This is a genomic window from Nostoc sp. KVJ3 (genome assembly GCF_026127265.1).
Lineage (GTDB): Bacteria > Cyanobacteriota > Cyanobacteriia > Cyanobacteriales > Nostocaceae > Nostoc.
Genome location: NZ_WWFG01000001.1, coordinates 1,202,335 through 1,228,879 on the forward strand (window position 1 = coordinate 1,202,335; position 26,545 = coordinate 1,228,879).

General features: G+C 41.8%; 21 protein-coding genes and 1 pseudogene. 11 read left to right on the forward strand and 11 right to left on the reverse strand.

Features of this window, described 5'->3' with window-relative positions; genetic code table 11:
• Positions 1 to 12: 12 nt before the first annotated feature.
• The 4 genes from GTQ43_RS04960 to infC form a co-directional block, all read right to left on the reverse strand.
• Positions 13 to 576, reverse strand: coding sequence for a DUF3124 domain-containing protein (locus GTQ43_RS04960; RefSeq protein WP_265271166.1), 564 nt, complete (start codon positions 574 to 576; stop codon positions 13 to 15).
• A gap of 163 nt (positions 577 to 739) precedes the next feature.
• Positions 740 to 1,417, reverse strand: a complete 678-nt coding sequence (locus tag GTQ43_RS04965; RefSeq protein ID WP_265271167.1) for a potassium channel family protein — start codon at positions 1,415 to 1,417, stop codon at positions 740 to 742.
• Between the two features lie 102 nt (positions 1,418 to 1,519).
• Positions 1,520 to 4,516: an MFS transporter gene (locus GTQ43_RS04970; protein ID WP_265271168.1), complete on the reverse strand. Its 2,997-nt coding sequence runs from the start codon at positions 4,514 to 4,516 to the stop codon at positions 1,520 to 1,522.
• A gap of 430 nt (positions 4,517 to 4,946) precedes the next feature.
• Positions 4,947 to 5,480: a translation initiation factor IF-3 gene (gene infC / locus GTQ43_RS04975; protein ID WP_265271169.1), complete on the reverse strand. Its 534-nt coding sequence runs from the start codon at positions 5,478 to 5,480 to the stop codon at positions 4,947 to 4,949.
• A 460-nt stretch (positions 5,481 to 5,940) separates the two neighbouring features.
• On the opposite strand from infC, the gene GTQ43_RS04980 reads away from it, so the two are divergent.
• The 3 genes from GTQ43_RS04980 (at position 5,941) to GTQ43_RS04990 (ending at position 7,841) form a co-directional block, all read left to right on the forward strand.
• Entirely contained in the window at positions 5,941 to 6,564 is a 624-nt protein-coding gene (locus GTQ43_RS04980) for a hypothetical protein (RefSeq protein ID WP_265271170.1), read from the forward strand.
• Positions 6,565 to 6,666: 102 nt separating this feature from the next.
• Positions 6,667 to 7,320 (forward strand): PAP/fibrillin family protein, encoded by a 654-nt coding sequence (locus GTQ43_RS04985; RefSeq protein WP_265271171.1) that lies wholly within the window; start codon positions 6,667 to 6,669, stop codon positions 7,318 to 7,320.
• Positions 7,321 to 7,334: 14 nt separating this feature from the next.
• On the forward strand, positions 7,335 to 7,841 hold the full coding sequence (locus GTQ43_RS04990) for an MOSC domain-containing protein (RefSeq protein WP_265271172.1): 507 nt from the start codon (positions 7,335 to 7,337) through the stop codon (positions 7,839 to 7,841).
• 55 nt (positions 7,842 to 7,896) lie between these two features.
• Here the strand turns inward: GTQ43_RS04990 and GTQ43_RS04995 are convergent, their stop codons facing one another.
• The 5 genes from GTQ43_RS04995 to GTQ43_RS05015 form a co-directional block, all read right to left on the reverse strand.
• Positions 7,897 to 8,808 (reverse strand): hypothetical protein, encoded by a 912-nt coding sequence (locus tag GTQ43_RS04995; RefSeq protein ID WP_265271173.1) that lies wholly within the window; start codon positions 8,806 to 8,808, stop codon positions 7,897 to 7,899.
• Between the two features lie 455 nt (positions 8,809 to 9,263).
• Entirely contained in the window at positions 9,264 to 9,461 is a 198-nt protein-coding gene (locus GTQ43_RS05000) for a hypothetical protein (protein WP_265271175.1), read from the reverse strand.
• Between the two features lie 194 nt (positions 9,462 to 9,655).
• Entirely contained in the window at positions 9,656 to 11,134 is a 1,479-nt protein-coding gene (locus GTQ43_RS05005) for a DICT sensory domain-containing protein (protein ID WP_265271177.1), read from the reverse strand.
• A 415-nt stretch (positions 11,135 to 11,549) separates the two neighbouring features.
• The gene (locus GTQ43_RS05010; RefSeq protein WP_265271178.1) at positions 11,550 to 13,043 is read right to left on the reverse strand and encodes a UDP-N-acetylmuramoyl-L-alanyl-D-glutamate--2,6-diaminopimelate ligase; all 1,494 of its coding nucleotides are present in this window, start codon (positions 13,041 to 13,043) and stop codon (positions 11,550 to 11,552) included.
• A 53-nt stretch (positions 13,044 to 13,096) separates the two neighbouring features.
• On the reverse strand, positions 13,097 to 13,396 hold the full coding sequence (locus GTQ43_RS05015) for a glutaredoxin family protein (protein WP_265271180.1): 300 nt from the start codon (positions 13,394 to 13,396) through the stop codon (positions 13,097 to 13,099).
• A 79-nt stretch (positions 13,397 to 13,475) separates the two neighbouring features.
• Here GTQ43_RS05015 and GTQ43_RS05020 point away from each other — a divergent pair, with 79 nt between their 5' ends.
• Positions 13,476 to 13,664 carry a DUF4089 domain-containing protein gene (locus GTQ43_RS05020; protein ID WP_265271182.1) on the forward strand — a complete coding sequence of 63 codons (189 nt, stop codon included), beginning with the start codon at positions 13,476 to 13,478 and terminating at the stop codon, positions 13,662 to 13,664.
• Positions 13,665 to 13,992: 328 nt separating this feature from the next.
• Positions 13,993 to 15,378 carry an AtzE family amidohydrolase gene (locus GTQ43_RS05025; protein WP_265271184.1) on the forward strand — a complete coding sequence of 462 codons (1,386 nt, stop codon included), beginning with the start codon at positions 13,993 to 13,995 and terminating at the stop codon, positions 15,376 to 15,378.
• A gap of 76 nt (positions 15,379 to 15,454) precedes the next feature.
• On the opposite strand, the gene GTQ43_RS05030 is transcribed toward GTQ43_RS05025, so the two are convergent.
• A complete protein-coding gene (locus GTQ43_RS05030) occupies positions 15,455 to 15,790 on the reverse strand; it encodes a XisI protein (protein WP_265271185.1) in 336 nt (111 codons plus the stop codon).
• 788 nt (positions 15,791 to 16,578) lie between these two features.
• Between GTQ43_RS05030 and GTQ43_RS05035 the strand changes: the two genes are divergently transcribed.
• From GTQ43_RS05035 to GTQ43_RS05050, 4 genes and pseudogenes are all read left to right on the forward strand, one after another.
• Positions 16,579 to 19,032, forward strand: a complete 2,454-nt coding sequence (locus tag GTQ43_RS05035; protein ID WP_265271187.1) for an LAGLIDADG family homing endonuclease — start codon at positions 16,579 to 16,581, stop codon at positions 19,030 to 19,032.
• Between the two features lie 282 nt (positions 19,033 to 19,314).
• A pseudogene (nrdJ, locus tag GTQ43_RS05040) lies at positions 19,315 to 20,388 on the forward strand (ribonucleoside-triphosphate reductase, adenosylcobalamin-dependent); the annotation flags it as partial.
• 396 nt (positions 20,389 to 20,784) lie between these two features.
• Positions 20,785 to 21,804 carry a zinc-dependent alcohol dehydrogenase family protein gene (locus tag GTQ43_RS05045; protein ID WP_265271189.1) on the forward strand — a complete coding sequence of 340 codons (1,020 nt, stop codon included), beginning with the start codon at positions 20,785 to 20,787 and terminating at the stop codon, positions 21,802 to 21,804.
• A gap of 74 nt (positions 21,805 to 21,878) precedes the next feature.
• Positions 21,879 to 23,120 carry a M20 family metallopeptidase gene (locus tag GTQ43_RS05050; protein WP_265271190.1) on the forward strand — a complete coding sequence of 414 codons (1,242 nt, stop codon included), beginning with the start codon at positions 21,879 to 21,881 and terminating at the stop codon, positions 23,118 to 23,120.
• Positions 23,121 to 23,559: 439 nt separating this feature from the next.
• On the opposite strand, the gene GTQ43_RS41685 is transcribed toward GTQ43_RS05050, so the two are convergent.
• Positions 23,560 to 23,676 carry a DUF4351 domain-containing protein gene (locus GTQ43_RS41685; RefSeq protein ID WP_414859108.1) on the reverse strand — a complete coding sequence of 39 codons (117 nt, stop codon included), beginning with the start codon at positions 23,674 to 23,676 and terminating at the stop codon, positions 23,560 to 23,562.
• A gap of 215 nt (positions 23,677 to 23,891) precedes the next feature.
• On the opposite strand from GTQ43_RS41685, the gene GTQ43_RS05055 reads away from it, so the two are divergent.
• A complete protein-coding gene (locus tag GTQ43_RS05055; RefSeq protein WP_265271192.1) occupies positions 23,892 to 25,211 on the forward strand; it encodes an acetyl ornithine aminotransferase family protein in 1,320 nt (439 codons plus the stop codon).
• Positions 25,212 to 25,332: 121 nt separating this feature from the next.
• Positions 25,333 to 26,247, forward strand: a complete 915-nt coding sequence (locus GTQ43_RS05060) for a DUF1338 domain-containing protein (protein WP_265271194.1) — start codon at positions 25,333 to 25,335, stop codon at positions 26,245 to 26,247.
• The last annotated feature ends 298 nt before the right edge of the window (positions 26,248 to 26,545 follow it).

A 26,545-nucleotide genomic window follows, 5' to 3' on the forward strand; every position in this document is an offset into this window, starting at 1 on the left:
TTTTTAATATTTCTATTTTAAAGGCGATCGCCGATCGTTATTTTGATTTTTAATTACTTTACCAGGACTAACAAAAGAAATTCCTTGCTGAAAGTCAGTACCAATCATAACTGCTTCCACTACAGGTTCAGATATTTCTGTTTGAGCTACCCACTCGACAATAAAATTTGCCCCTAAGCCTCCACTGGTGTCATTTCTATTCACAAAAAAAGCTGTAGAAGCTAGTGCATCAAGTTGAATAGGACGCTCCAAATACTGTTTAACTAATTTCCCCTCTGAGTTGTAGTAGCGTACAGAAGTAATGACAATCGGATTAGTCAAATCTGTATTCCGAATACTGAGCGTAACTGCTAACTCGAAAACCTCTTGTCGATTGTAATGATAGATATGTGAATAAACAGGAACATAAACAGTTTGGCCGCTTGCTATCTTAAAATTCTTATCCAGCGTCACTATTTTTGGAACTGGGGTTGGTTGAGTGGCATCGGGTTGTGACTTGGGTTGGATATTGGTTGATTGACAAGATGCAAGAATAATAACAGCGATCGCTAAATAAATATGTGAATACGGTTTCATCAAAACTATTTATACCTATTTTTTATACATCCTTAGCTAACCCCACTGAATAAGAGTACTCCAAGTAAAAAAATGCCCAATTGTCATTGCGAGCGTTCGCAACGACGAGTTTTGGATCATTTATTTTTTGGAACACTCTAAATAGTTTCGGTAGAGACTGCGCTCAACATCTTTGTTCAATAAAATCAATGACTTGGTGTAAAGATCCTGGTTTAGTCACAATTAGCACAGTTGAATAGGGTTCCAGTATTGTACTACCGTTAGGAATCATCAAATCTTCGTGAGGATGGGGTTGATAACCAATAATTAGCGAACCACTAGGAAATCGGGAATCTTGAGCGATTTCGGCAACACTACGACCAGCAACATAGCAATTGTTTGGAATGGCAAGTTTCAGAACTTCAATTTGCCCTTGCTCAAAATGCATCATCGATTCTACTTGGGGATACTCAATGGCATTCACCATTGTTGAAACTGCTAGTTCCACAGTACTGATGATATGGTTGGCTCCAGCTATCCGCAGCGGTTCGGTGAAATCTGGGTGGCGCATCCGACTAACAAGGTGGGGAACACCATAATGTTTTGCAAGAGTTACCATTGCCAAGTTTAAAGCATCACTTCTCAGAGCCGCTGCCAAGGAGCCAGCTTTGCGAATCCCGGCTTCTAGTAATACTTCTGTACTTACAGCACTTCCTTCAAAGGCCATTGCCCCGACTTGTTCGCGGGCGTAGCGGCAAGCGATAGGATCAATATCAATTACGGCAACAGTATGTCCTAGTTCTACCAGTTTTTGGGCTAAACTTAAGCCCACTAAGCCCGCTCCACCTATTAGTACATACATGGCTGTTGTTGACGCTCTTTGATTTTTTACCTCACTTTATAGGTTATATCGTTTCTTTGTGAAGCTGCATATATTTACCCCCCGATGTGTTGGGGGGACTTATTATTTAAAATGGTATTTTTTGAGCAACTCTTTAACTTGAGCGGACACCAAAGGATGTGAATCTTTTTGTAACTGGGGTAAGATTTGCTGGAGAACGCGACGTGAAACCATATTGAGATATGCGATCGCAGCTTCTCTAACAAAGCCGGTTGGATGACGTAAACTCACTAAAATCTCAGAACTGGTAAGTCTGGTGCGAGTCACTTGGGCAAAATGAAAACAGCAAGCTAGACACCAGTCAGAAAGGAAGTTACCCAACATCAGCAATCTGTGGAGGCGATCGCTAACTATCATACTTTCATATTCTACGATCTTGGCTTCTACAAGATGTTGCAATTTTTCTGACTGCGGTCGGTTATCTAAAATATTCAGCAACAGAGACTTTGAAGACAAAGTTACGGTATGCTCTAGGATTTCTAACCCCCGCGCTAAGTTTACCACTGAGAGCGATCGCAGATTAAATGCTGCGGCTTGCATCTTTTCTGGTGAGTAAAGCAGTCTCAATAACAGTAGCAGCCGCTCTTTGACATCCAATTCCAATTCTAAAAGGGCGCGTTGCAATAACTCAGAGACAATAAAAATCCTCTCACTTGATTGATGATTTTCTTTTTCCTCTAATGTTTTTAAATCTATATATGCGGCGTAAATTTCGCCTAAAAACTTTAATTCCTGCTCAATTAAATTTTCTACCCGACTTTCATAAAAGCGATCGACCAAACCTCTAATTCCTGGTTGCTTATGTATTTTTAGTAGACTGCGTAGTATGTGATCCCTCGTAGTCCCCCAAGATATTTCCAAGTTTTGCCATAAAGTTTCTAATGCCTCTTGAGTACCAATTTGAGCAATAGTCCGCCAAGCATACATCCGCACTACTTCTGGTTTGTAAATATTGGTAGCTAACCGCAACAGCATTTCTATGGATTCATTCTCTAGTCGTACTAGGGCTGACATGGCTGTAGTCCGGGTTGATTTGTAATAAAGTGCTGCTATCAGTGCCGAATAGTACTCTTCTAAATGGGTTGCTGCAATCATTTCTAATACAGCACAGCGCACCCGTAACGACTCATCTTGTAATAAATTGGGGATGTGAATCCGCAATGCTTGCAAATAAACAGCTTCTCTGAGCGCTCTAACTCCATTTACCCGTTCCCGTTCTTGCTTATGAGTCAACATTCGGCGCATGGTTTTGGTAGCTGCTACCTTTTGGATGGGCGTTCCCTGACGTAAGACTAAAGCGGCGGCGGTGGCGCGAATGAGTGAGTTTTGCCGGGGGTTGAGGTATTCTTCTAGGATGCTTAAATTAGGATTTGGTTCAGCTAGCCAAACGTAGCGTAGCGCCAAGGCGAAAACTTCAGGGTTAGTATCTTGAGGTTGTTCTAACAAGGGACGGATGGCGGATAGATAAGCAGGATTTGCACCTGCTATTAGCATGACTTCCATGCTTTGGCGTTGCAAATCTGGGGTTAACTTGACTAACAGAGGCGCTAAAACTTCCGCGGCTCCTTGAATGTCAATTTGGGCTAAAAGTTCAATACAAGAGCGTTTGTCTGCCTCGCTACCTTTTTCTTCCAAAGCTTTAACTACGCCTTGCTTGAAGAATCGTAAGCCGACATTGGTTGCACTCAAGTGACCCCGTGCCACACTCAAGACTAACAGTTCAACGTAGCGCGATCGCAATTCCCAAACTACTTTTAAACAAGTGCCAGCGATGAGCATTGTTTCTGCTACTAACACCCACTTTTGCAGGGGTACGGGTACAAAGTACCCACAAAACAATATGGTTGCAAAAATTAATGCTCCTGTCAAACCTGTAGCGATCGCTTCGGCGGTTCCACCAGATAAAGTCTGCATCCGGCTGCGAATTGCCTCTGGAATCGGTTGGTACAGGATGGGGCCGCTACTCATCACAAAGGTGTAGCGCAGAAGTTCGTCGCAAAATTTGACCATTATCAAACCCCAAAAAAAGCTTTGGGATTGGATGGCTGGTATTAAATGCAAAACTACCAGTATTCCTGGTAAGGCAAAGCCTACAGTGATTGGTAAAAGTGTGGCTGTGAAAAATACCCCCATCCGTTCAATCAGTCGGCTGGAAATAAACCACTGCAATAACAACTCACATAGTCCCAACATTCCACCAAAAAGACCCAAAAAACTGGCAAGTTCTCGGTCGCCTAAATTGGATTGGAGTTCGCGCAGATATTGAAAATCTATTAACAACCCAATGACTTGTAATAGACCGACAAAGGCAAATAATTTCCAAACATAGCGCTTCAGGGGACTTTTAATGAAACGCTCTCGTGAAGCTTGTTCTTCAGGAATTAGTCTTTGTGGGGTTTCAGGAAAAGCTGCTCGATAGCGATTAGTTAAATAAAATAAAATCCCCGATCCTAATAAAATCACTATACAGGCGATAAAGATGATCTTATTTAGGGTGGTGTATTGTACTAGCCAAGGCAAACTAAAACCACTAATTACATCTGCTACCAAAAGACCACTACTCACTAGTGGGTAAGTGCGCTTAATCTCCCGAATATTAAATATTTGGTTAGCGACGATGGAGGTGTTGAGGTCATTGACCACATAAAGGGCATCTACCCATAACCGGAGCAGAAAGGCCGAAATAACTGCCAGGTAGGAAATATGCGATCCCCAACGTAATATAACTAATAAAAGTAATGGCATCAACATACAAGGTGCGATCGCCACAATCACCCGACGTAAGGGAAAAATCTTTTGCAGCCAAGAGTATAAAAAAACCAGTCCTGCACTCATTGCGGCACTGGCAATATACATCCACGGCAATAGATGAGTCCCATATTCATCCAAAAACAGCGCTACCGTACTGTCCTCTGCCCATCGTAATCCTACACATACAGTTGTGTAAAAAAGAAACATTATCTGGGTTCGTTCACTCTCCTCTGGCCGGAGATTAACCCACTGTAGTAGTCGTGGTAGAGCAACTTTATTTACAGCCAACCAGTGATTTTTCAGTTCCATGCAGTTTTATTTTCTGGTAGTATCACCGCGTAATAGTAGGGTCAGGTTAGAGAGATGAAGGATTTTTCCTTATCCCCCTATCCCAATACGGTTCAGTTAAGGCTAAACTCTCAGTAAAAGTCAGTTTTTTTAACGAACCGCCAAGAACGCCAAGGACGCAAAAAGAAGAAAGAAATGCTTAACTGAAGCCCCCTATCCTCCTTGTCCCCCGTGTCCTCCTTGTCCCCCGTGTCCCCGATTCCCTCATCTCCTGGAAATAGCAAAAATCCTGAGTAACTGAGTATTATGTTTCCCACTCAGCCTTCAGGACTATCGATTTTAGATAAATTTAAATGACCTCAAAGTTTGAGTGCATCTTGCATCCAAACGAAAAAACCCCTGACTTCTAGCCAAGGGTTTTTCAAACATGGTCTATTAAACAGTTAGAGGATTATTTTTTAGGTGAGATGAGCATCATCATGTTTCGCCCTTCTTTTTTAGGTGCTTGTTGAAGCTCGCCAAATGGCTCCAAATCCGTTGCCATTCGCTTGAGCAAATCTTCTGCTAGGTCGCTGTGTTGAATTTCTCGACCCCGGAACATGACAGTCGCCTTGACTTTATCACCATCTTTCAAAAAGCGCTCTGCTTGCTTAACACGCACATTGTAGTCGTGTTCTTCTATTTTGTAGCGCATCTTAACTTCTTTGACATCAGCCGTATGCTGCTTTTTCCGGGCTTCCCGCGCCTTTTTCTCCTGCTCAAACTTATATTTCCCGTAGTCCATAATTCGACAAACTGGCGGGTCAGCTTTGTCACTTATAAGCACCAAATCTAACTCTTTTTCTTCTGCTAGCTGTTGTGCTTCGTGTGGGGGCATAATTCCCAGTTGGGCACCGTCAGTATCAATGACCCGAATTTTCGGGAAGCGAATTCGTTCGTTAATTTGGGGCAGATCGCGAGTTCTTTTCTTCTCAATCACAGGCATTATGATTAGTGGGAGCTCTTAATGAAGGATTTGGTGTGGTCTTGATTGTTATGCCTCAGAGGGCAATATACGGAAATAACTCAGGACTGAAAACATAGTCTACAGCTCTAGAATAGCTAATCCATAAAAGAGTTGCGTCCTTAGTATTTGTCATTCTACTAACTTCGAGAGAATTTCTCTGCAATAGTTAATCTAAATTACACAACCTAGACTCATATTAAATATTATTACAATTATTTAGCAATACTTTTGGCGATCGCACTCAGGCACATCATCTTTACCAGAATGTCAAGCTCAAAGATGCAAGAGCCTAGCAAAATCAATGTAAGTATTATCTTATACCAATTTTATATGAACCTGTATATATATAGACGATAATTTATCATGGGTTATTAAAAGTTTTGAAATCTGGTAAAGTTTCAGTGGCGCTGAACCCTAATTTCAAAAAAAGGAGAAAAATATGCAATTTTTCAAGATTGTCCTTGTTGCTCTCGTATTAATAGTGAACCTAGTAATTGCTCAACCATCTTGGGCTGGCAAGGATTTTACTAAGGGGGCTGACTATGCTGAAGTAACTCAGGCGCTCAATCAACTTCTAACTGTAAAGGATACACCAGAGCAAGCTGGTTATACACCTGAGCAATTCCAGCAGCGACTGGCACAATTGCAGTCTCAAAAAAATGTCATAGAAACAGCTACAAAGCGGGCACAATGCCGCAATGAAACAGGAAAAACCTTGGCTGTTTATGCCAATAAACCAAAAAAATCTCCAACCCAACTTTACTTCCTGGGCGCAGGAACAATCAGTGATGATGATTGGGATTGCGATGGCATTTACCTACCCGCAGGTTCTCAAGTGGTTCTAGGCCCCAACACTCAACCACAAGAACTGACTGAACCAATTGCCGTTAAGTTTGTCGATGGTACACAATCTATTGCTAGAAGCAATCCAGCTACTGGTGTAATTGAATTAAATGTTGAACCTGCCAAAGTATTCAAGGCGGGTGAGAGTAGCTGGTTGCTCCCAACTTTCTCCCAAGCAGATATCGATACACAAATTCCCACCCCACAACTTATTGACTAATCTCATTTAGATAATTCTAAGTCCCCCCTTTGGGGGATCTAAAAGTATTTGATATGTCACTAGCAACTTTTAAAACATTCTCCAAAACCAAATATTCAACCATTGAACAATCAACTTTTAATTAAAGAAAAATTACAATCCAAGCTTGAGAAGATTCAAGCTAAGGGCGATGGCTCTCCCGTTACCGACTTGACACTAGACAAAACCTTAGTCGAGGAAATTGAACAATTGACGACGGAGCTAGAGAGCGTCAATCCTAATCTTAACCCTCTGATAAACGCGACTTATTTACTAGAGGGAGCTTGGCAATTACAATACTCCACTGCTAGAGAAATCCGCTCTTTAGTTTCTCTGCCATTGGGATTGAAGCTGGGTGAAGTTTATCAAGTGATTGATGTTGCAAATAAATTGTTTTTTAATCTAGCTAAGGTTAAACATTTTCTGGGTTTAGTATCTGGATATGTTAAAGTGACAGCTAGCTTTGAGCCAGCCAAAGAAGATTTAGAACCTCTGACGAACAAACGCCTCAACGTTTATTTTGACAAACGCTACCTATCGATTGAGAAGATTGTTGGCATTAATACCCCCCAACTCAACCCATTTAAGATTGTCCCAGCTAATAATCCTACTAGTAGAACTGCCACACTAGATATTACTTACTTAGATGAAACCTTAAGAATTGGGCGTGGAGGAGATGGGAGTTTATTCATTCTTAGTAAATCATTAGATTTACCTGAATTTACCTCATCAATGTGAAATTGTTCTCGCCAATGAATGAATATGCTTCTCTCAATAACGCATCTTTTCACCAAGGTAAAAGTAAGTTCTGCGATGGTAGAACTGAAAACATTAAATTTAAAGGTAGGTTATGGGATAGACAAGTTTTAATTGTTATGGATGAAGATATTTTAAACTTATCAATTCAACCAGGAGACTTGCGAGAAAATATTGTGGTTACAGGTATAGGATTTGATAATTTTATTCCTGGCTCTCTGCTAACTTTTGAAAGTGGTGCGGCAATTCGTCTAACTTTTCACTGCGAACCATGCAAGCGAATAGCCCACTTAGTCGAATCATTAAAGAGCATCCAAGGTAAGAGAGGAATTTTAGGCGTAGTGGACTTTTCAAACATCCTCTTAGACTATAAAGGGTATTTGATAAATTGTGTTAAGCAACAACAAAATAAGTTAGAAACGGAAGGAGTAAAAGTTTTATCTGAGGCAGATTTATTTAAAAATTTAATCAAAAACTTTATAGATATTAAAGATTATTTATGAGAAGATAGTACTCTCTATTTAGAATAGATATTAAATTAAATGGACAAAATAATCTCTAACTTTTGATTTGTTTAGATGTAGCTTCCATAAAATCGAGAAAAACTTTTATCAGCTTATGGATTCCCTCACTACCTCCTGCAATTAAACCTCCCGTCAGCAATGCATCTAAACAACGGAAAACAACCACTTGGATTGGATTATCTAAATCAATAACTACCAGTGGCTCGATTGAGCGAATACCGATTGCGCTCATTAAAAGACCGAATAAAAGGGATGTCCATAGAGCAATTATTCGTGTATCAGATTTATAGGCTGTTCTTTGACGCTCTTTTTCATTTAAGTCATCCATTTGGGGCTTGAATATTTTTAATGATTGTTGTTGATTTTGGGTAAAATTTTGGATAATTTGCTGTTCTAAACTCATTCCTTCTGGCGGTAATCCACTGACTTGATTTGATTCTAAAGAAGGGAATTGTTTCTGTTGGGCTTCCATCAGTCTCATCTTATCGGAAATTAGATCCTTTTCTTGCTGAATACTAATATCTAATTGTTCGATGAATGGCCCACGCCAAGTAGTTATAAAAACTTCTAAAGAACGCTCTAGCAACAGAGAAATAAATAATAGCAATGTGAGTATCTGGATAATATCATTAGCTCCAAATGGTTTTAAAACAAATGGTTTAGATGATAACCAAGTTGACAAAGTTACTACTAAAAAGCTAATAATAATTAACACAATAAATAGAGGAGATTCTGGAGAAAGCTTTTGCAACGTATCTAGACTCCTGTTTCGCATCACAATATCTAACACAGCTTGGAGGTGAGAATTACACCTGCTGAGTAACTTAACAACGTTAATTTGATGGAACAGTAAATTTTTCCCCGTAGAATGGGCCATGCCAAAGTAGGAGCGATGTCTACAACGTGCTGTAGCCAGTAATCTGATGGTTCGTGACACTAGAGCCATAAAGTAGTGTCGAACTGCGCGGAACTACTTTCGATGGAGCGATCGCACTTTTCTCAGAGAAATATTAAAAGGTATATTGGGAAAAGGGCGCTAAAGCAAGCACCAACTGAAAACCCCTCCAAGCTTGGAAGGGTTAAAGTAATTAATTTTTTGCGCTGGTGATTAGGGAGAGACAGAAGCTTTTCCTCCTTAATGAGCTAGAGATACTGCAACATCAAAGGGTTTGGGTGGGGTAGCTGATATTTGTAGAATAAGTGGCAATACGGTTCAGATAAGTACTTGTACAGAATTAATTACACAATGTCATTGCGAATGAAGCAAAGCGTAATGAAGCAATTCGCTTGCGGTTGGGATTGTAACTCTTAGAGATGCTGTTCGCGAACGCTTTGCTCGCAATGACTGTAAATATTTTTGTCCAACTACTTAAGCCCAAAACCCTGATGTAGAGACGCGATTTATTGCGTCTTCAAAGACCGATTATTTACACCAATAACCCTTAACCCAAGCGTATTGGAATAAGTAGGTAAATTGTTAGATTTGATCGCTATAGGTTCGCCACTATTATTAATAGCTGTTTGAGCGCCACCAATTCCAGGCAGTAAAGCAATAGAAGCAACAATGAGTACAGAATCTATCAAGATGGAGAGTTTCATAAGATTATCTTTAGTTAGAGTAAAGTGCAATTAGTATTCTTGAGTAATAGAATCTTATTTTTTATCCATCTCAACTTCCTGCACTCAGATCGCCCGATTGGTTGATTTATTCCTCATCCATTCGGGTGAGCTAATCGATTGCAAGAACTGAAAAATTGAACCTAACAAAGGCAAAGTTATATAGGAACAACTCATCACTCATTCTCGATTGCGATCGCTCTTGGGGTATTGGCGACAGTTGCCAGTTGCACTGTAAATGTAGAACCTTCATATAATTTACTTTTTACAGAAATAGAACCGCCACAGCGCAGCAGCAATTGCTGTACTATTGTTAACCCCAAGCCAGCACCACCATAATCTTCAGTTGCAGCTGCACGCACACGATAAAACCGATCAAAGATTTTGGGAATCTCGCTTTCGGCAATACCGATACCTGTGTCGCGGAATTCTAATTGGACATAATCGCCTTGAAAACGCGCACGCACCCATACTTCACCCCCATTAGGGGTAAACTTAATGCTGTTGTGCAGCAGATTAATTACAATCTGCCTCAGCCCACCACTTACACACCAAATAGATGGGAGTTCAGCCGGTACGGTGTAGGCTAGCATAATCCCCTTTTCTTGGGCTACAGGTTGGTAGGTACTGACTACTCCCGGTACAATATCTGAGAGCCGCACAGACTCCAAAGCCATCCCCTCTAAATTACGTTCTAGTTGCACCAGTTCTAATAAACCAGTAATTAGAGAATTTTGCTGATCGCACTGGGTATTTAACATTTGTAAATAACGTTGTCGCTGTGGAGGTTTGAGATTAGGAGAATTCAATAATGAAAGTGCTGTCTTCATGTGCGTCAGGGGTGTACGCAGTTCCTGACATAGATTCTTTAGATATTCATCTTGGAGTTGCTCTTTGTTGTGCATTTCTTGATTTAGCTGCTGCAACTTGGTAGTGCGTACTGTCATGATTTGACGGTTAATTTCATCCTGTCGCAAGAGTTGTTTGGCGAACAGTTGATTCATCAGTGTGGATTCGGGCACAGTTGGACACATAAAATCAGCAGGTAAAATTGGCGATGATTCTGGTGCAATCGCTCGTTGGATACCATCTAATACCTGCTGAATTATTCTCCCCTCAACAGTACTTATAATCAGCAATGGCTGATTTTTAGTTGTATTTACCTTCGTAGATGTCTGATTTTTGCGTTTTTTAAGTGGTCGATGAGCCAAAATTAAACTGCAAAATTGGGGTGATAACACCATCAGAAAATTTTCCCGTCGTAGTTGGCTATCTGGTGGTAGGTGAATGGTGACATGATGGGATGAGGGGGATGAGGAGGATGAGGGAGACAAAAAAGTATTTTCTTCCCCTGCTCTCTCATCTCCCTCATCTCCCCCATCTCCCGTTCTCCCACTCTCGTTAATCTGGCAAGTATAGATGAGACTAGACGCACCCACGGAGGATTGATAACGTGCTAATTCTGATTGCCAAATTTTTTCTGGTGGTAGCTTCACCCATAAAGTGGCTGCAATTTGCTGCTCAATTAGTAAGTCAATTTGCGCTCTCACCAGCGATAGCAGAGTAGCAGGACTGAGGGACAATGGTTTTGGAGGCACTTGCACTCCCATAACCAGTTGATAAACAGACAGATCCTTAGCCAGAGAAACATTCATGAGTCAAGCACAAAAAGGATGAAGCAAGAAATAATTCTGTCTTCGATTTTCACCTTTATGCGTGCGTTTTTTACAAAATCCCCACGGAAATAAATATGGACTATGAAAAATGGGGAGTGGGGAGTGGGGAGGATGAGGGAGCAGGGGAGATGGGGGAGCAGGGGGAGCAGGGGGAGAAAGAATAATTGAAGAAGGCATCTATGCTGAGGGCAGAGGGCAGAAGGAACTTTTTCGTTGGGGATTCAGACCCCAACCAATTGTAAGCACCGTATAGACGGTGGGGTTTTATACCCAAGTTCGGTTCGGTCACAGGCAGAGGGAGGAGGCAGTATTCCCTTCTGCCTTCTGCCTCCTGCCCTCTGCCTTTCTTGATAATTAATGCCCAATTCCCAATGCCCAATTCCCAATGCCCAAATTAACTTTGTATGTTTAGTCTTTCTTGTAAAGCGTCACGTGCGTGTTCTCGGTCGTCAAAATGGATTTTTTCAGTACCGAGAATTTGGTAGTCTTCGTGACCTTTACCAGCAAGCAGCACTCCATCACCTGGTTGTGCTTGTAAAATAGCGGTACGAATAGCAGTAGCCCGATCGCAAATTACCATTGGTTTTACTGTTGGGGCAATTCCTGCCAACACGTCTTCTAAAATCCGTTCTGGGTTTTCTGTGCGGGGATTATCTGATGTCACTACTGCCACATCAGCTAATTCAGCAGCAATTTTACCCATTTTTGGGCGCTTAGTGCGATCGCGATCGCCTCCACAACCAAATACGCAAATTACCTTTCCTGGTATAAATGGACGGGCAGCTTTCAGTAAATTTTCTAAGCTATCGGGTGTGTGTGCATAATCTACAATCACGCTAATATCTTGCTCTGTACTAATCTGTACCCGTTCCATTCGTCCGGGAACTCCGGGAAATTCAGGTATCACAGATGCAACAAACTGCAAATCTAAACCTAAGTGTAAAACTGCTCCTACGGCTGCTAAAAGATTTTCTAAATTATATTGTCCAACTAGGGGCGATCGAAAAGCTACGTCACCCAATGGTGTATGTAATGTACCACTCACACCATTGGGTTCGTAACTTAAATCGCTCATCCATAGATCAGCGCTGTTGTCGTTGACACTATAACTCCAAACCTGTGAGGAATCCAACGAAGCAATTAACCGCTTTCCGTAGGAATCATCAGCATTAATTATTGCCCGTCCCTTAAGATAATCAGGGCTAAATAACAACGCTTTGGCAGCAAAGTAATCTTCCATGTCGCTGTGATAGTCGAGATGGTCTTGAGTAAGATTACTGAACACTGCTACCTCAAATTTACAACCCAACACTCTACCTTGGGCCAAAGCGTGGGAACTTACTTCCATCACGCCGAACTCACTACCAGCATTTACAGCCTCTGCTAGTTGCTGTTGTAGTTCCACTGCGAAAGGCGTAGTGTGGGTAGCAGTTTGCTCAAAACCTGCCCAACGAGTGTAGAGAGTTCCCATCAAAGCTGTAGCTAGATTCGCTTTAATCAGCAGAAATTCAATTAGATGAGTAGTTGTAGTTTTACCATTTGTACCAGTCACGCCTACCAGCTTGAGTTTTTGCCCTGGATAACCGTAAAAAGCACTGGCTATTTGGGCGCAAGCTTGAGTTATGTTACTTGCACTGATAACTACAGCCTCATTTGTAGGAGGATTTTTTTGTGCAGCTTCGGGAGAAACGATCGCAGCGACAGCCCCAGATGCGATCGCACTTTGCCAAAATTCCCCACCATCAACCCGCGTTCCTGGCATCCCAATAAACAAATCTCCCACACCACAAGCATGAGAATTCGTCTTCAAACCCCTAACTTCCACATCTGGATGGCTAGGCAATTGCTCAACACTGTCTACCGCTGTTAGTAATTCCCGCAATTTCATGTTGTGAACCTCGTCACATTCTTAATCTTGCGCTTATTCTGCATTATTTTTTTCTAATTGGCTAAATACTTACGCAACATTTGCTCCAACTGCTGCACACTAGCACGAGGAGAAGGACGCGGCAACGGTACTTCTATAATCTCTTCCTCCGCGCCCTCTGCGCCTCTGTGGTTCGATAAATAAATTACCGGCACTTCATACTCATATTTAGCAAACCAATCTTCACGAATCGTAATATCCCTAATTTCCAACTGTAGAGACGCAAAATTTTGCGTCTCTACAATTTGTTCTAGTTTTTCTTGCAAGCCTTCACATAAGTGACAGCCGGGTTTACTGTATAAAATTAATCGCATTGGTTATTTTAGTTGCGGCAAGAGGTTATAAGGTTAGAATAACGAACCGCAGAGGCGCAGAGTCCGCAGAGGAGGAGAGATGAGAAGAGAGGGGTTTGATGTGGGTGAGTATGTCGATCAAATGGCGTTGTTGTTGGATTTGCAGTTAAGAGATGAGTATCGTAATAGGGTGGTGACAAATTTTAAGAGAATTAGAGCGATCGCAAATTTTGTTAATGAATTTCCTTTAGCTGAAGAAGTTGAAGCTGCACCTATATTTGAACCATAATAGCTATATTGAGGTTTTAGTATAAGTAGCGACATTAAAATGTCGGCTGAGTATACAGTTGGAAAAATTATTGCTTCTAAAGAAGCTGCTAGAAATCCTCAAGATGAATTTCTACCTTTTTGGTTTTTATTCTCTTGTATTTTAGATTTAGGTTTTACCTTTACTTTGCTACAACTAACAAAAATTATGCGGACTGCGATTACTCAAAAAGCTAAGAGTACTCCAAGTAAAAAAATGCCCAATTGTCATTGCGAGCGCTCGCAATGACGGGCTTTGGATCATTTATTTTTTGGAACACCCTAAAGGCGCTATCTCTTAATATTTCAGCATGAATCTTGATTCAGCCGATGCCATAACAATATCAACTGCTATCCGCGAAGGTAAAGTTAGCGCGGTGGAAGTTACCAAGGCTGCTTTAGCACGAATAGCAGCGCGAAATCATCAATTCAACTGTTTTACGACTATAACGGCTGAGACAGCCTTAATCGATGCAGCACGCATTGACAGGGAAATTGCCCAAGGTCATAATCCTGGAATCCTCGCTGGTGTACCTTTTGCGGTGAAAAATCTCTTCGATATCGCTGGTTTAACAACTCTGGCGGGATCGAAAATCAATGCAGAAAACCCAGCAGCTACCCAAGATGCAACCGCAGTCGCCAAACTGAAACAAGCCGGTGCTGTGCTGCTTGGCACTTTAAATATGGATGAGTACGCTTATGGATTTGTGACGGAAAACTCCCATTATGGTGTTACTCACAACCCCCATGATTTACAGCGAGTTGCTGGTGGTTCATCGGGTGGTTCGGCGGCGGCTGTTGCTGCTGGGTTAGTACCTCTGACGCTGGGTTCTGATACTAATGGTTCAATTCGCGTTCCGGCGGCGTTGTGTGGCGTTTTTGGTTTCAAGCCAACATATAGAAGGTTATCACGTGCTGGGGTAGCTTTATTCTGTAGTAGTTTAGACCACATTGGCCCTTTTGCGCGTTCGGTACAAGATATTGCTACGGTGTTTGATGTGCTTCAAGGAGAAGATGATCGCGATCCAATTTGTACAAAACGTTCGCCTGAATTGGTTTTACCACAACTTAAACAAGATATATCTAATATCAGAATTGCCATTGCAGCTGATTATTTTACCAAAGGTGCAAAACCGGAAGCTTTAGCAGCTGTGCAAAAAGTTGCTGATGCTTTGGATATCACTGAATACGTAACCATACCAGAAGCACACCGCGCCCGTGCAGCCGCCTTTCTGATTACAGCTAGCGAGAGTGCAAATTTGCATTTGGAAAAATTGCGATCGCGTCCCCAAGATTTTGATCCAGCGACACGCGATCGCTTTTTGGCTGGGGCGTTAATTCCTAGTAGCTGGTATCTGCAAGCACAACGGTTTAGAAGCTGGTATCGCGATCGCGTTCGAGAAGTGTTTCAAAATGTGGATGTAATTATTGCCCCAACTACACCAATTTCTGCACCGCTAATCGGTCAAGAAACTATGATTTTGGACGGGGAGGAAATTCTTGTCCGTCCTCATTTAGGACTATTTACTCAGCCATTATCTTTTATCGGCTTACCCGTTTTATCAGTACCAATTCAGCATCCAAATGCTTTACCTTTAGGCGTGCAATTGATAGCAGCACCATATAATGAAGCTTTAATTTTACGGGTTGCAGCTGCGTTAGAGCTAAAGGGTGTAATTTCAGCACCAATAGTATAGTTATAGCAGAATTTGCAATATTTATTAATAGATATAATCAAGCGATCGCTCACAAAGTCAGGAGATAAATATGTACTTAACTAATTGCAAATCCTGTATATTGCCTCACCAAAGGTTCATGAAATGCCAAAACAATATCTTCTTTGGGGACTCCTAAATTAACTAACTCATTAGCAATGCCAATCTCAGTACCATCATGCTGTATCCAAATTTTGTTGTCCTTAATGTCGAGATGCAACACGCACCCATACATCGGCGTGCGATTTTTCCAACCTGTATAAACAACCTGATAATGATCCCCTTCCGTGTCAAAGATTAGTTCTGTTTCCACTTCATCATCCGATGGACTTCCTTTGGCGTATTCAGTTAATAAATGTTGGACATATATGCGATATTGTTCTATTTTTTCCATTCTAAAATCACCTCATTGTTAGAGGATGTTTGAAAAGTCCTCTTATCGGTATCAAAAGTTTTAGATCCCCCTAAATCCACGCCACGTGCTTCAAGTCGGGGAACCCGCCCAACGCAGTGGCTCCCCTTAAAAAGGGGGACTTTGACTCCGGTTCCCCCCTTTTTAAGGGGGGTTAGGGGGGATCAAAAGTGCCTAAAGTTACAGAGAAATACTTTTCAAACATCCTCTTAGAGTCATAAACTAGCAAGCTGAGTTGAAAATGCTCAATAACGGTTTCCACAAAAGCAATATTCTCTCTACCATGACTTTGGTTTGACAGCACAAACCTATTGTGCGATCGCACGAGCAATTGTAAATATTTGGGTAAATCATACTATACTTCCTCAAAAACAGTCGGATAAATAACCTTACCTTTATACTTTTTTTCATAGCTTTGCAGTGTTTTAACGATGAAGACATCCTCTATTCCCAAAATAGTTTCTGTATATGAGATTTATCTTCGTCAGTCCCTGCCTGTATAATTTTAAGCAAAGTTTATACCTGCGCTAAGTAATTGCATAAAAATCGGTATAAAGAGAATTTACTTGTAAGTTAATATGTGCCAATTAAAACTCGATACTGATACCTTACTCAAGGACGAAGGACATTATACATCATAAATTTATGTTGCAAATAGTACGGCCTGTAGCTAGCGTAAAGTGGACAATTTGACAATCTTTAATACTCAAACTACTTGGCGTATAGTCATAATCTGTCCGCACGCAACCAGAACGCAAGACACTTAATATATGGTTCGAGAGCTAGAAAGAAAACGTCAGAGTGCAAAGTTTCCCGAAACAGCACCGGCTGCTAATCCCGTATTTTTTAGAACCTATAGCCGCCGCACAAAGGCGGGACTAAGGGAAACATGGGATGAGGTATGCGATCGCACCCTACTCGGCTTAGTCGAGTTAGGAAAGCTCACTCAAGAAGAAGCTGCCACACTGGATAAGATGCAGCGCAACCTGAAAGCTATGCCCAGTGGACGCTGGCTATGGGTTGGTGGCACAGACTGGATAACCAAGCCCAAGAACTTTTCCGGCGCTTATAATTGCACCTCCACCAATCTCCAAGACTGGAGTGCCTTCGGATTGATGATGGATTTGGCAATGATGGGCTGTGGTACTGGAGCCGTCCTAGAACCACAATTTATTAACAAGTTGCCCTCCATCCGTAATCAACTCAATATCACTGTAAAAGGTGAAATTGGCAGCACTCCTGTGCAACAGCGACGTGAATATACTGAAACTCATATAGAAGGCAATAACGTCACTATTCACGTTGGAGATAGCCGTGAAGGTTGGGTTGAATCATATCAAGCCCTATTAGAACTCTCCACTAATGAACAATTTTCAGCAGAAGTTAAAGTATTAGTTGATATCAGTGATGTCCGCAAAGCAGGAGAAACTCTCAACGGCTTTGGAGGAGTTGCTAATCCTGTAAAATTGCCTGGACTGTATCAACGTTGTGCATCTATTCTCAATAAAGCTTTAGGACGACAATTAAATTCAGTTGAATCTTGTCTATTAATCGATCAAGCTGCTGTAACAATTGTTGCCGGAAATATTCGTCGCTGTCTACCTGAAGATGCTTTAGTTCATACTTCCCAAGGTCTTGTTCCCATTTGCGATGTCCAAGTGGGCGATCTAGTACAAACTCCTTTAGGATTTCGGCGAGTTGTTGATAAATTCGACCAAGGATTTCAGGATGTCTATGAAATTGAAACTAATGCGACTTACCCAAGAGCAACTTTAAACCACAGACAAGCAGTGCTGACAGATGCTCAAGGGGGAATTACCTGGAAGTCCATTGCAAGTCTAGCTGAGGGCGATCGCCTCCTGCACAACACACAAGTTCTACCTGGCGCAGTTACTCATCTACCCCCTGATTTTACTGAATCTCGACCCTCAAACAGTCGTACAGCTAAATCCTTTGTAATTCCCCAATTGACATCTGAGGTTGCTTGGCTAATTGGGTTAACCCACGGTGATGGCTATGTTGCTCTTGGTCGCAATAAGTATGATAAGCCTTATGGCCGGGTTGAATGGGCAATGAACAGCTTAGATACGGAACTCACAGCTAGAGTTCAAGTCAAAATAGATGCTGCTTTAGCATTATTTGGATTAACTGCTACTCATGGCATCATCAAGGGTGAAAACACTGCCAAATCAATCTGCTCATCTATTCGATTAGCTGAGTACTTCCATTGCTACATTAAGCAGCCGAATATTCCCTTAGCAGTTCCTCGTTTTATTTTGCAGGGTTCAGTAGATATCAGGGCGGCTTACCTAGCTGGATTAATGGACAGCGATGGTGCTGTAAATAACCGACCTCCTCACTTAGTTACCTCAGTCTATCGGTCATTTATTAGACAAGTTAGTGCAGTTTTATCCAGTTTGGGTATTGCTGGCAGAATTAGCATTACCCGTCCACAACAGTCGGGATGGCAAGTTAAGTACAACCTCACAATTCCGGCATTGAAAGCGCGTTATAACGCCCTTATTGCACCTCACTCAGTTAAAGGGTGTGTAAAACAAGGATTGAAAATGTATGGTTTCACCGTCCCTGGTACAATCATGCGGGAAGCTTACAGCTATAGCGAAATGCGAGATATGGGATTTCAAGGATCTCGCACTGTTGATGCCAATTATGAACGCTATATCGTTGAAGCTGATGTCTCACTAGATATTCCAGTCACTGTTAAAGGGCTGGGGAGTTACGATCATGTCCACACTTACGATATTGAAGTCGAAGAAGCTCATTGTTTCTATTGTGATGGCTATCTGACACACAATAGTGCTGGCATGAGGCAAGGTTCTAGCGAAGATAGTTTGTTCGCCGATGCTAAAGATAACTTATGGCAGCAAGATGAAAGTGGTAACTGGCGAATTGATCCAGAGCGTGATGCACTCAGGATGGCAAACCATACCAGAGTTTTTCACCGTAAGCCAACCTTAGAAGAATGTCTTAATGCTGTCCGCAAACAATATTATAGCGGCGAGGGAGCGATTCAATGGGCTGGTGAAGCCGTCGCGCGATCGAACATTGATTTGCTGCCAACACAAGCTTTGAAAGTTGAGTTTTTACAAGCTTATGAACAGGGAACAGCAAAAGAGTGGTTAAAAGAACGCCATTCCAATCTTGATGCTAATGAGTTAGAACATCGTTTGCAGCGATATGCTTTAAATCCGTGTGGTAATTGATTTTGCCTCACGTTAAAAACCTCGCAAAAACGGGGAAAGCTGAGATGCTAATCCCGTGGTAATCAAAGGAATTAAAAAGTCTTTGACACCGTACAGCGTAGAGAGTGAAACTAGATGACATCAGAAATTTGTGTCTAGAATATAATCTCTCCAAGAGTGCGGGGGTGGATGTGAAAAACACTTTTATTATCTGAAGTCACATCTGCAAAAGGTACGCGGAGCTACTGCGAATAATTAAGCAGTAGAACTAGGGGATAAAAAGCCTCTAGGGTAACAAATCTGGAAATCATCGGCAGTAATTTTCACTGCAATTTGTCAGAGGTTCACCTTAATCAAATCGATCCACGTAACTACAAAGAACAAGAAGAAGCTTTCACTGCTGGGGCGTTATCTGTTGCGGCACTTTTAAATCATAAATTCTTAGAACCACGCTATCAATACAGCCGTGAATTAGATCCGATTGTGGGAGTTTCTTTTACAGGCTTATTTGATTTCTTTGTCCATGCTTTTGGTGTTGATTGGCTGCGCTGGTGGGAAGCCGGAAGACCTGCAACTCCACAAGGATTGGCTTTCAAGCATGAGGAAGAAAAATATCTCAGTTCTTGGAAAGATATTGTACATCGGGTAGTTTGGGATTATTGCGATCGCCACAATCTCAAACGTCCAAATCGCTGTACCACAGTCCAACCCAGTGGCACTAAGGCTTTGTTAACTAATGCTAGCTCAGGATGGCATCCCCCCAAAGCTCAAAGATTTATTCGTCGCATCACCTTCGGCAAAAATGACCCAGTAGCTTTAGCTTGTATTGACTACGGTTACAATGTCATTCCCTCTCAATCAGATAAAGATGAACAGGGCAATTTGCTCAACGATCCCTTTGATTCACGGGTGAGTGAGTGGTTAGTAGAAATTCCTGTTTCTGTAACTTGGGCTGATTTACCAGGGGCTGATGAAATTGATGTTTCTAAGTTTTCAGTCTTAGCCCAATTTGATTTTGTTCTCCAGGTTCAACGCTGGTATGTGACTCATAATACATCAGCTACTTTGGAACTACGTTCTGATGAAATCGAACCATTGGGACAGAAGATATACGAAACTATCCAGAATGATGAAGGATATATTTCAGCAGCCCTTTTAGCTCGTTTTGATGACCTGCAATCATTCCCACGTTTACCATTTGAACCAATAGATAAACCAACTTACGATCGCTTAAATCAAGAGGTGAAAGCACGGCGGAAAACAGATGATTTCTGTGCAGTCTTAAGCCGCTACGATTTAGGTGAAATGTCAGAGGCTGGCCCTAGTGGTTGTGATTCTGATAAATGCATGTTTCCCGATCAGCAACCAAGCTCATAAGGTGAAATAACACCAACTTAGGGTAGGCACTATTTATCTATTACAATAAAAAGCACTGGTTTAAATTCATATTAAACCAGTGCTTTTTATATGAATTTAAATTATCCCTTTTAACTCAATACCCTTGGTTTAAGCGCTACTTGTACAAAATCTTGGGTTTTGAGACGCGATAAATCGCCGTCTCTACAAGTGTTTTGGTCTTATCTGAACTGTATTGCCTTTTAACTTCTTTCTTTCTTCGTGTCCTTTGCGTCCTTTGCGGTTCGTTTTTCTTCCTTCCTTCTTATACTTAGGTTTAGCGCATCTTCATACAGAATTGGTAACAGTAGTTATTTTGCTATAGAAAAGCAACACAAAATTTCTCTACACTATTATCTTGGCAAAAGGAGTCCGCCAATGAAAGCTTACGAAATTCAAAGCAACGGCGGGATTGATGCCCTCGCATTAGTCGATCGCCCTGAACCAAAACCAACTGCGGGACAAGTTCTCATTCAAGTCAAAGCAACATCCCTAAATTACCGCGATTTGCTCGTCGCTGAGGGTGCTTACGGCGCTAGACAGAAATATCCGTTAATTCCCCTATCTGACGGTGCGGGGGAAGTCGTGGCGGTGGGAGAAGGTGTGACACGGGTGAAAATAGGCGATCGCGTCGCTGGTATTTTCTTCCAAGACTGGATTTATGGCTTTTTAACCAAAGAGAAAATGAAATCCGATCTCGGAGGCGGTATCAATGGAATGCTAGCTGAGTATGTTGTATTACACCAAGATGGGTTAGTGATATTGCCTGACTACCTATCCTATTTTGAAGGGGCAACTTTACCCTGTGCAGCAGTCACAGCTTGGCATGGACTGGTGACAAAAGGCAATATTGACGCAGGTGATAGTGTTTTATTACTCGGTACTGGCGGAGTTTCGATTTTTGCTCTTCAGTTTGCCAAAATACATGGTGCTAGAGTGATTATTACTTCTAGCAGTGACGAGAAATTGGCACGAGCTAAACAGCTTGGTGCTGATGAGACGATTAACTACAAAACAACGCCAGATTGGGAAAAACAAGTTTACCAATTAACGAATCGCACAGGTGTAGATCATGTAATAGAAGTAGGCGGTGCAGGGACTCTGCCAAAATCATTACAAGCAGTCCGCATTGGGGGACGGATTAGTTTGATTGGCGTATTGTCAGGTAGAGGAAGTGAAATTGACCCCATGCCAATACTTTTTAAAAGTTTAACAGTTCAGGGCATTTATGTTGGCAGCCGGGAAATGTTTGAGGCAATGAATCAAACGATGCAACAGCATCAGATTAAACCGATTATCGATCGAGTTTTCCCATTTAATGAAGTCCGAGAAGCTTATCATTACCTCAAAAGTGGGACTCACTTCGGGAAAGTGGTTATCAATCTAATTCATAATTAAAACGACTCTAATGATGATTTGCCATTCTCTACGATAAACTAAGTTAGCTGTAATTAAACTAGCTTGTCTTCATAATGGTTTCTACTTTTCCCAATCCCTCTTCTGTTGATCTATCTCGCATCCGACTGGCAATTCGCTCATTGCAACCGCAATTAGTAGAGTGGCGGCGGCGATTGCATCAACAACCAGAGTTGGGTTTTCAGGAAAAACTGACTGCTGAGTTTGTCTGGCAAAAGTTGCAAGAATGGGGAATTGAACATCAAACTGGCATTGCCCAAACTGGGATTGTCGCCACCATCAAGGGTAACAAACCAGATCCAAAATCCAAAATCCAAAATCCAAAATTGCCAGTTTTAGCGATTCGGGCAGATATGGATGCTTTGCCAATCCAAGAACTTAACGAAGTGCCATACAAATCGCAGCATGATGGAGTGATGCATGCTTGTGGACATGATGGACATACTGCGATCGCATTAGGTACAGCTTACTATCTCCAGCAGCATCGCCAAGACTTTTCCGGTACCGTGAAAATTATCTTTCAGCCAGCAGAAGAATCACCGGGTGGCGCAAAGCCGATGATTGAAGCTGGAGTTCTGAAAAAGCCTGATGTTGACGCGATTATTGGCTTGCACCTGTGGAATAATTTACCATTGGGAACAGTGGGTGTCCGCGCTGGGGCGTTGATGGCTGCTGTGGAGTGCTTTAATTGCACAATTTTAGGCAAAGGTGGACACGGCGCACTACCACATCAAACTGTTGACTCTGTTGTAGTTGCTGCCCAAATTGTAAATGCTCTGCAAACCATTGTCGCTCGGAATGTGAATCCTATTGATTCAGCTGTGGTAACGGTGGGCGAACTTCATGCTGGAACCAAGCGAAATGTGATTGCTGATACAGCGAGAATGACTGCTACTGTCAGGTATTTTAATCCTAGTTTGAAAGGCTTTTTTAACCAGCGTGTCGAGCAGATTATTGCTGGAATTTGTCAAAGTCATGGTGCGAGTTATGACTTAGAATATTGGTCACTTTATCCACCAGTAATTAATGATATTAAGATAGCGGAATTGGTGCGAACTGTAGCAGAAGAAGTGGTAGAAACCCCGTTGGGTATTGTGCCAGAATGCCAAACTATGGCTGCTGAGGATATGTCATTTTTCTTGCAAGAGGTTCCTGGTTGCTATTTCTTTTTAGGTTCTGCGAATCCAGAGAAAGATTTGGCGTATCCTCATCATCATCCCCGGTTTGATTTTGATGAAACCGCCTTGGAAATGGGCGTGGAAATATTTGTGAGATGCGTAGAGAAGTTTTTTAGTTGAGTCGATGGAAATTAGATGTTTTTAATTCAATACAATTCAGATAAGCCCAAAACACTTGTAGAGACGGCGATTTATCGCGTCTCTAAAGACCAATTATCTACACTAATAACCTTTAGCTAAACTGTATTGGTTGTTAATCAAGTTAAATTTAATTGAATTTTTATGAATAAAAATTCAATTAAATTGATTAGGACTTACGCAAAATATCTCTCAAACTCTGATTTCTCTGTGCCCTCTGTGCCTCTGCGGTTCGTTATTCCGTAACTTGTGCGTAAGTCCTATTGATGATTGCAACACATCCTTGGATAAAAGACGCGATTCATCGCGTCTCTACAAATGGTCTATTTGTTGCATTCTTTTTTCAAATTGGTATAACTATATAAAAAGCCGGAGTTTTTACCTCTGGCTTTATCACTTTATAGTTGTTCGACACGTGAAATTAATTATTTTCCTGCCCGTCTAACCAAATAAATAAATCAGCTATAGACGAAATTCTCAAAAGCAACCTTCCTAATGCTTCTAGCTTTTCCTTGTTTAAAACTTGAACTCTCTTAATAGTGAAGCTCTTATGCTTGCTTCAAAAAATATAATATGACGCGATCGCAGAAGTTGTGTTATAAAAACGGGCAAAGTCTTACAAAATACCAAAATCTTTACTATGAAGCTTTTTCGTTAAATGCGTAATTACTATACCAATGGCATCAAATGCTACTGTAACCAATCAAACTTTAGCGTTTAATCATCAGTAATCTTTAAAAAATAGAAAAAATAATGTTAAGTATCCCTATTAACCTAAATTTACCTCGTAAACCCCATTTAATAACTTCCTTACCTGGGCCTCGCGCTCAAGCAATTGTACAACGCGATCGCGCCGTCACTTCCCCTTCTTATACTCGCGATTACCCCTTAGTAGTATCTCGCGGACAAGGCTGTATGGTGGAAGATGTGGACGGAAATATATTTCTAGATATGACCGCAGGTATAGCCGTTACCGCCACCGGACACGCCCACCCGGAAGTCGTCAAAGCAATTCAACAACAGTCGGCGCGTCTGCTGCATATGTCAGGGACGGATTTTTATTATGAACCGATGGTAGAATTAGCGGAACAATTAGCGATTCGCGCCCCTTTTCCTCAACCACAGAATAACAGTGCATTCCCCGCAAAAATATTTTTTACCAATTCCGGGGCAGAGTCAAACGAAGGAGCAATTAAACTAGCTCGATATTACACCAAGCGATCGCTAATTGTGGCATTCTTAGGCGCATTTCACGGACGCACTTATGGCGCAATGTCTCTCACGGGTTCCAAAGCAGTGCAGCGAGAGAATTTTGGCCCTTTAGTTCCTGGGGTAACTCATATCCCCTACGGCACTCACGCCAGCTTAGATTACTTAGAACAACAGCTATTTGGGACAATTTTACCACCGCAAGAAGTAGCAGCGATCGTAGTTGAGCCGATTCAAGGAGAGGGTGGATATATCGTACCAGAGGATGGTTTTTTAAAACGGATTCGGGAGATTTGCGATCGCCACGGTATTCTGATGGTGGTGGATGAAGTACAAGCGGGAATGGGGCGGACTGGTCGCTTATTTGCGATCGAGCATTGGGGTGTGATGCCTGATATTATTACTACTGCTAAAGGTATCGCCAGTGGTCTGCCATTAGGAGCAATACTTGCCAGACCAGAGTTAATGACTTGGCCTCCCGGTTCTCACGCTACCACCTTTGGCGGTAATCCCGTAGCTTGTGCTGCTGGTATTGCCACACTACGATTGCTGGAAAGTGGTTTGATGACCAATGCTACCCAGATGGGAGAATTTTTACAAGCTAGTCTTACCCAGTTACATCAAAAATTTCCGAGAGTATCACTGCCACGAGGTAAAGGTTTGATGGTTGCGGTGGATTTATTGGATGAACAAGGTAATCTAGATCGTGAATTGCGCGATCGCATTATCCAAGAAGCATTTTTACACGGTTTATTATTGTTAGGTTGCGGTAAAGCAGCAATTCGTTTCTGTCCCCCTCTAGTTATCGATAGCGACCAAATTCAAATAGCCCTTCAAATTATTAGTGAGATTTTAAATTTTTAAAAGATAAGAGGGAGTGGGGAGTGGGGAGGATGAGGGAGACAAGGGAGACAATGAGAATAACCAATGCCCAATGCCCCATGCCCAACAATACCCAATGCCCAATTCCCAATTCCCAATACTTATGAAACCCGAAATAGCCCTTAATTTATGGAAATTACTTTGGCAAGAATACAGCACCAGAGTAAATCATGCCCGTACCTACCAGCAAATGATAACTGCTGCCGGTGGGACTGTCGCCAACGACCACATCGCCTTTCGGTCTTTGCGTTTATTAATAGATAGTCCACAGGGTGAAGTTAACTTAGGAATTGACTACCTCGCACAACTTGCCGAAGCTTTGGGTTACGTTGCTGCTGGAGAGTATAATTTTGCTCAAACCCATTTGTACGCCCGTCATTATCGTCATCCGCAACAAGAGGAATTTAACTTACCTAAACTCTTTATCAGTGAGTTGATTGTCGATGAATTGCCTGTTAATATTGCTCAACTCATCTTTAAAACAGTATCTTCAATTCCAAACGAACTGACCTCACCTGTTAATTTTCTCAAAAAAGACGAGAACGTTGAAACTATCGCCAAACAACTCCAGCAAGTCTTTACCCGCCCTTGGCTACCTCCCCAGCGTTCTATTGTCGAAGAGGTGAATCAGATTACTCAGTATGGGGCTTGGGTGTTGCTGCACGGATATGCTGTTAACCACTTTACAGGCTACGTTAACGGACAAAACACCCCAGAATATCCAGACATTGATACTACCGCCACTGGTTTGGCTAACCTGGGTGTACCAATGAAAGCAGAGATAGAGGGAAATATTGCTTGTGGTTTGCGGCAAACTGCAACTCAAGCTGTAACAGAAATGGTGACAGTGTTAGATAATAACAGTGGCGCAGAAATTCAGATTCCTTGGACTTATGCTTATTATGAAATTGCCCAGAGGTATCTAATAGAAGTGGAGCCTCAAAAACAGATCCTTTTCGATGCTTTTTTAGGAAGTAATGCCCAGCAGTTGTTTGAAATGACTCGTCTATCTAAATAAGTACTTGTACAGAATTAATTACACAATGTCATTGCGAATGAAGCAAAGCGTAATGAAGCAATTCGCTTGCGGTTGGGATTGCAACTCTTGGAGACGCTGTTCGCGAACGCTTCGCTCGCAATGACTGTAAATGTTTTTGTCCAACTACTTAGCGATCGCAATCCTGATTTGATACTTTTCGTAATATCTCTGTATTCCGCTAAGAGCGATCGCATTTCCTAGAGAAAGTTGAAAAGGATTGTATCTGTAGGTTTATTCTAGAAACTGGGTCGTACATTCCAAATGCATATATATCCAG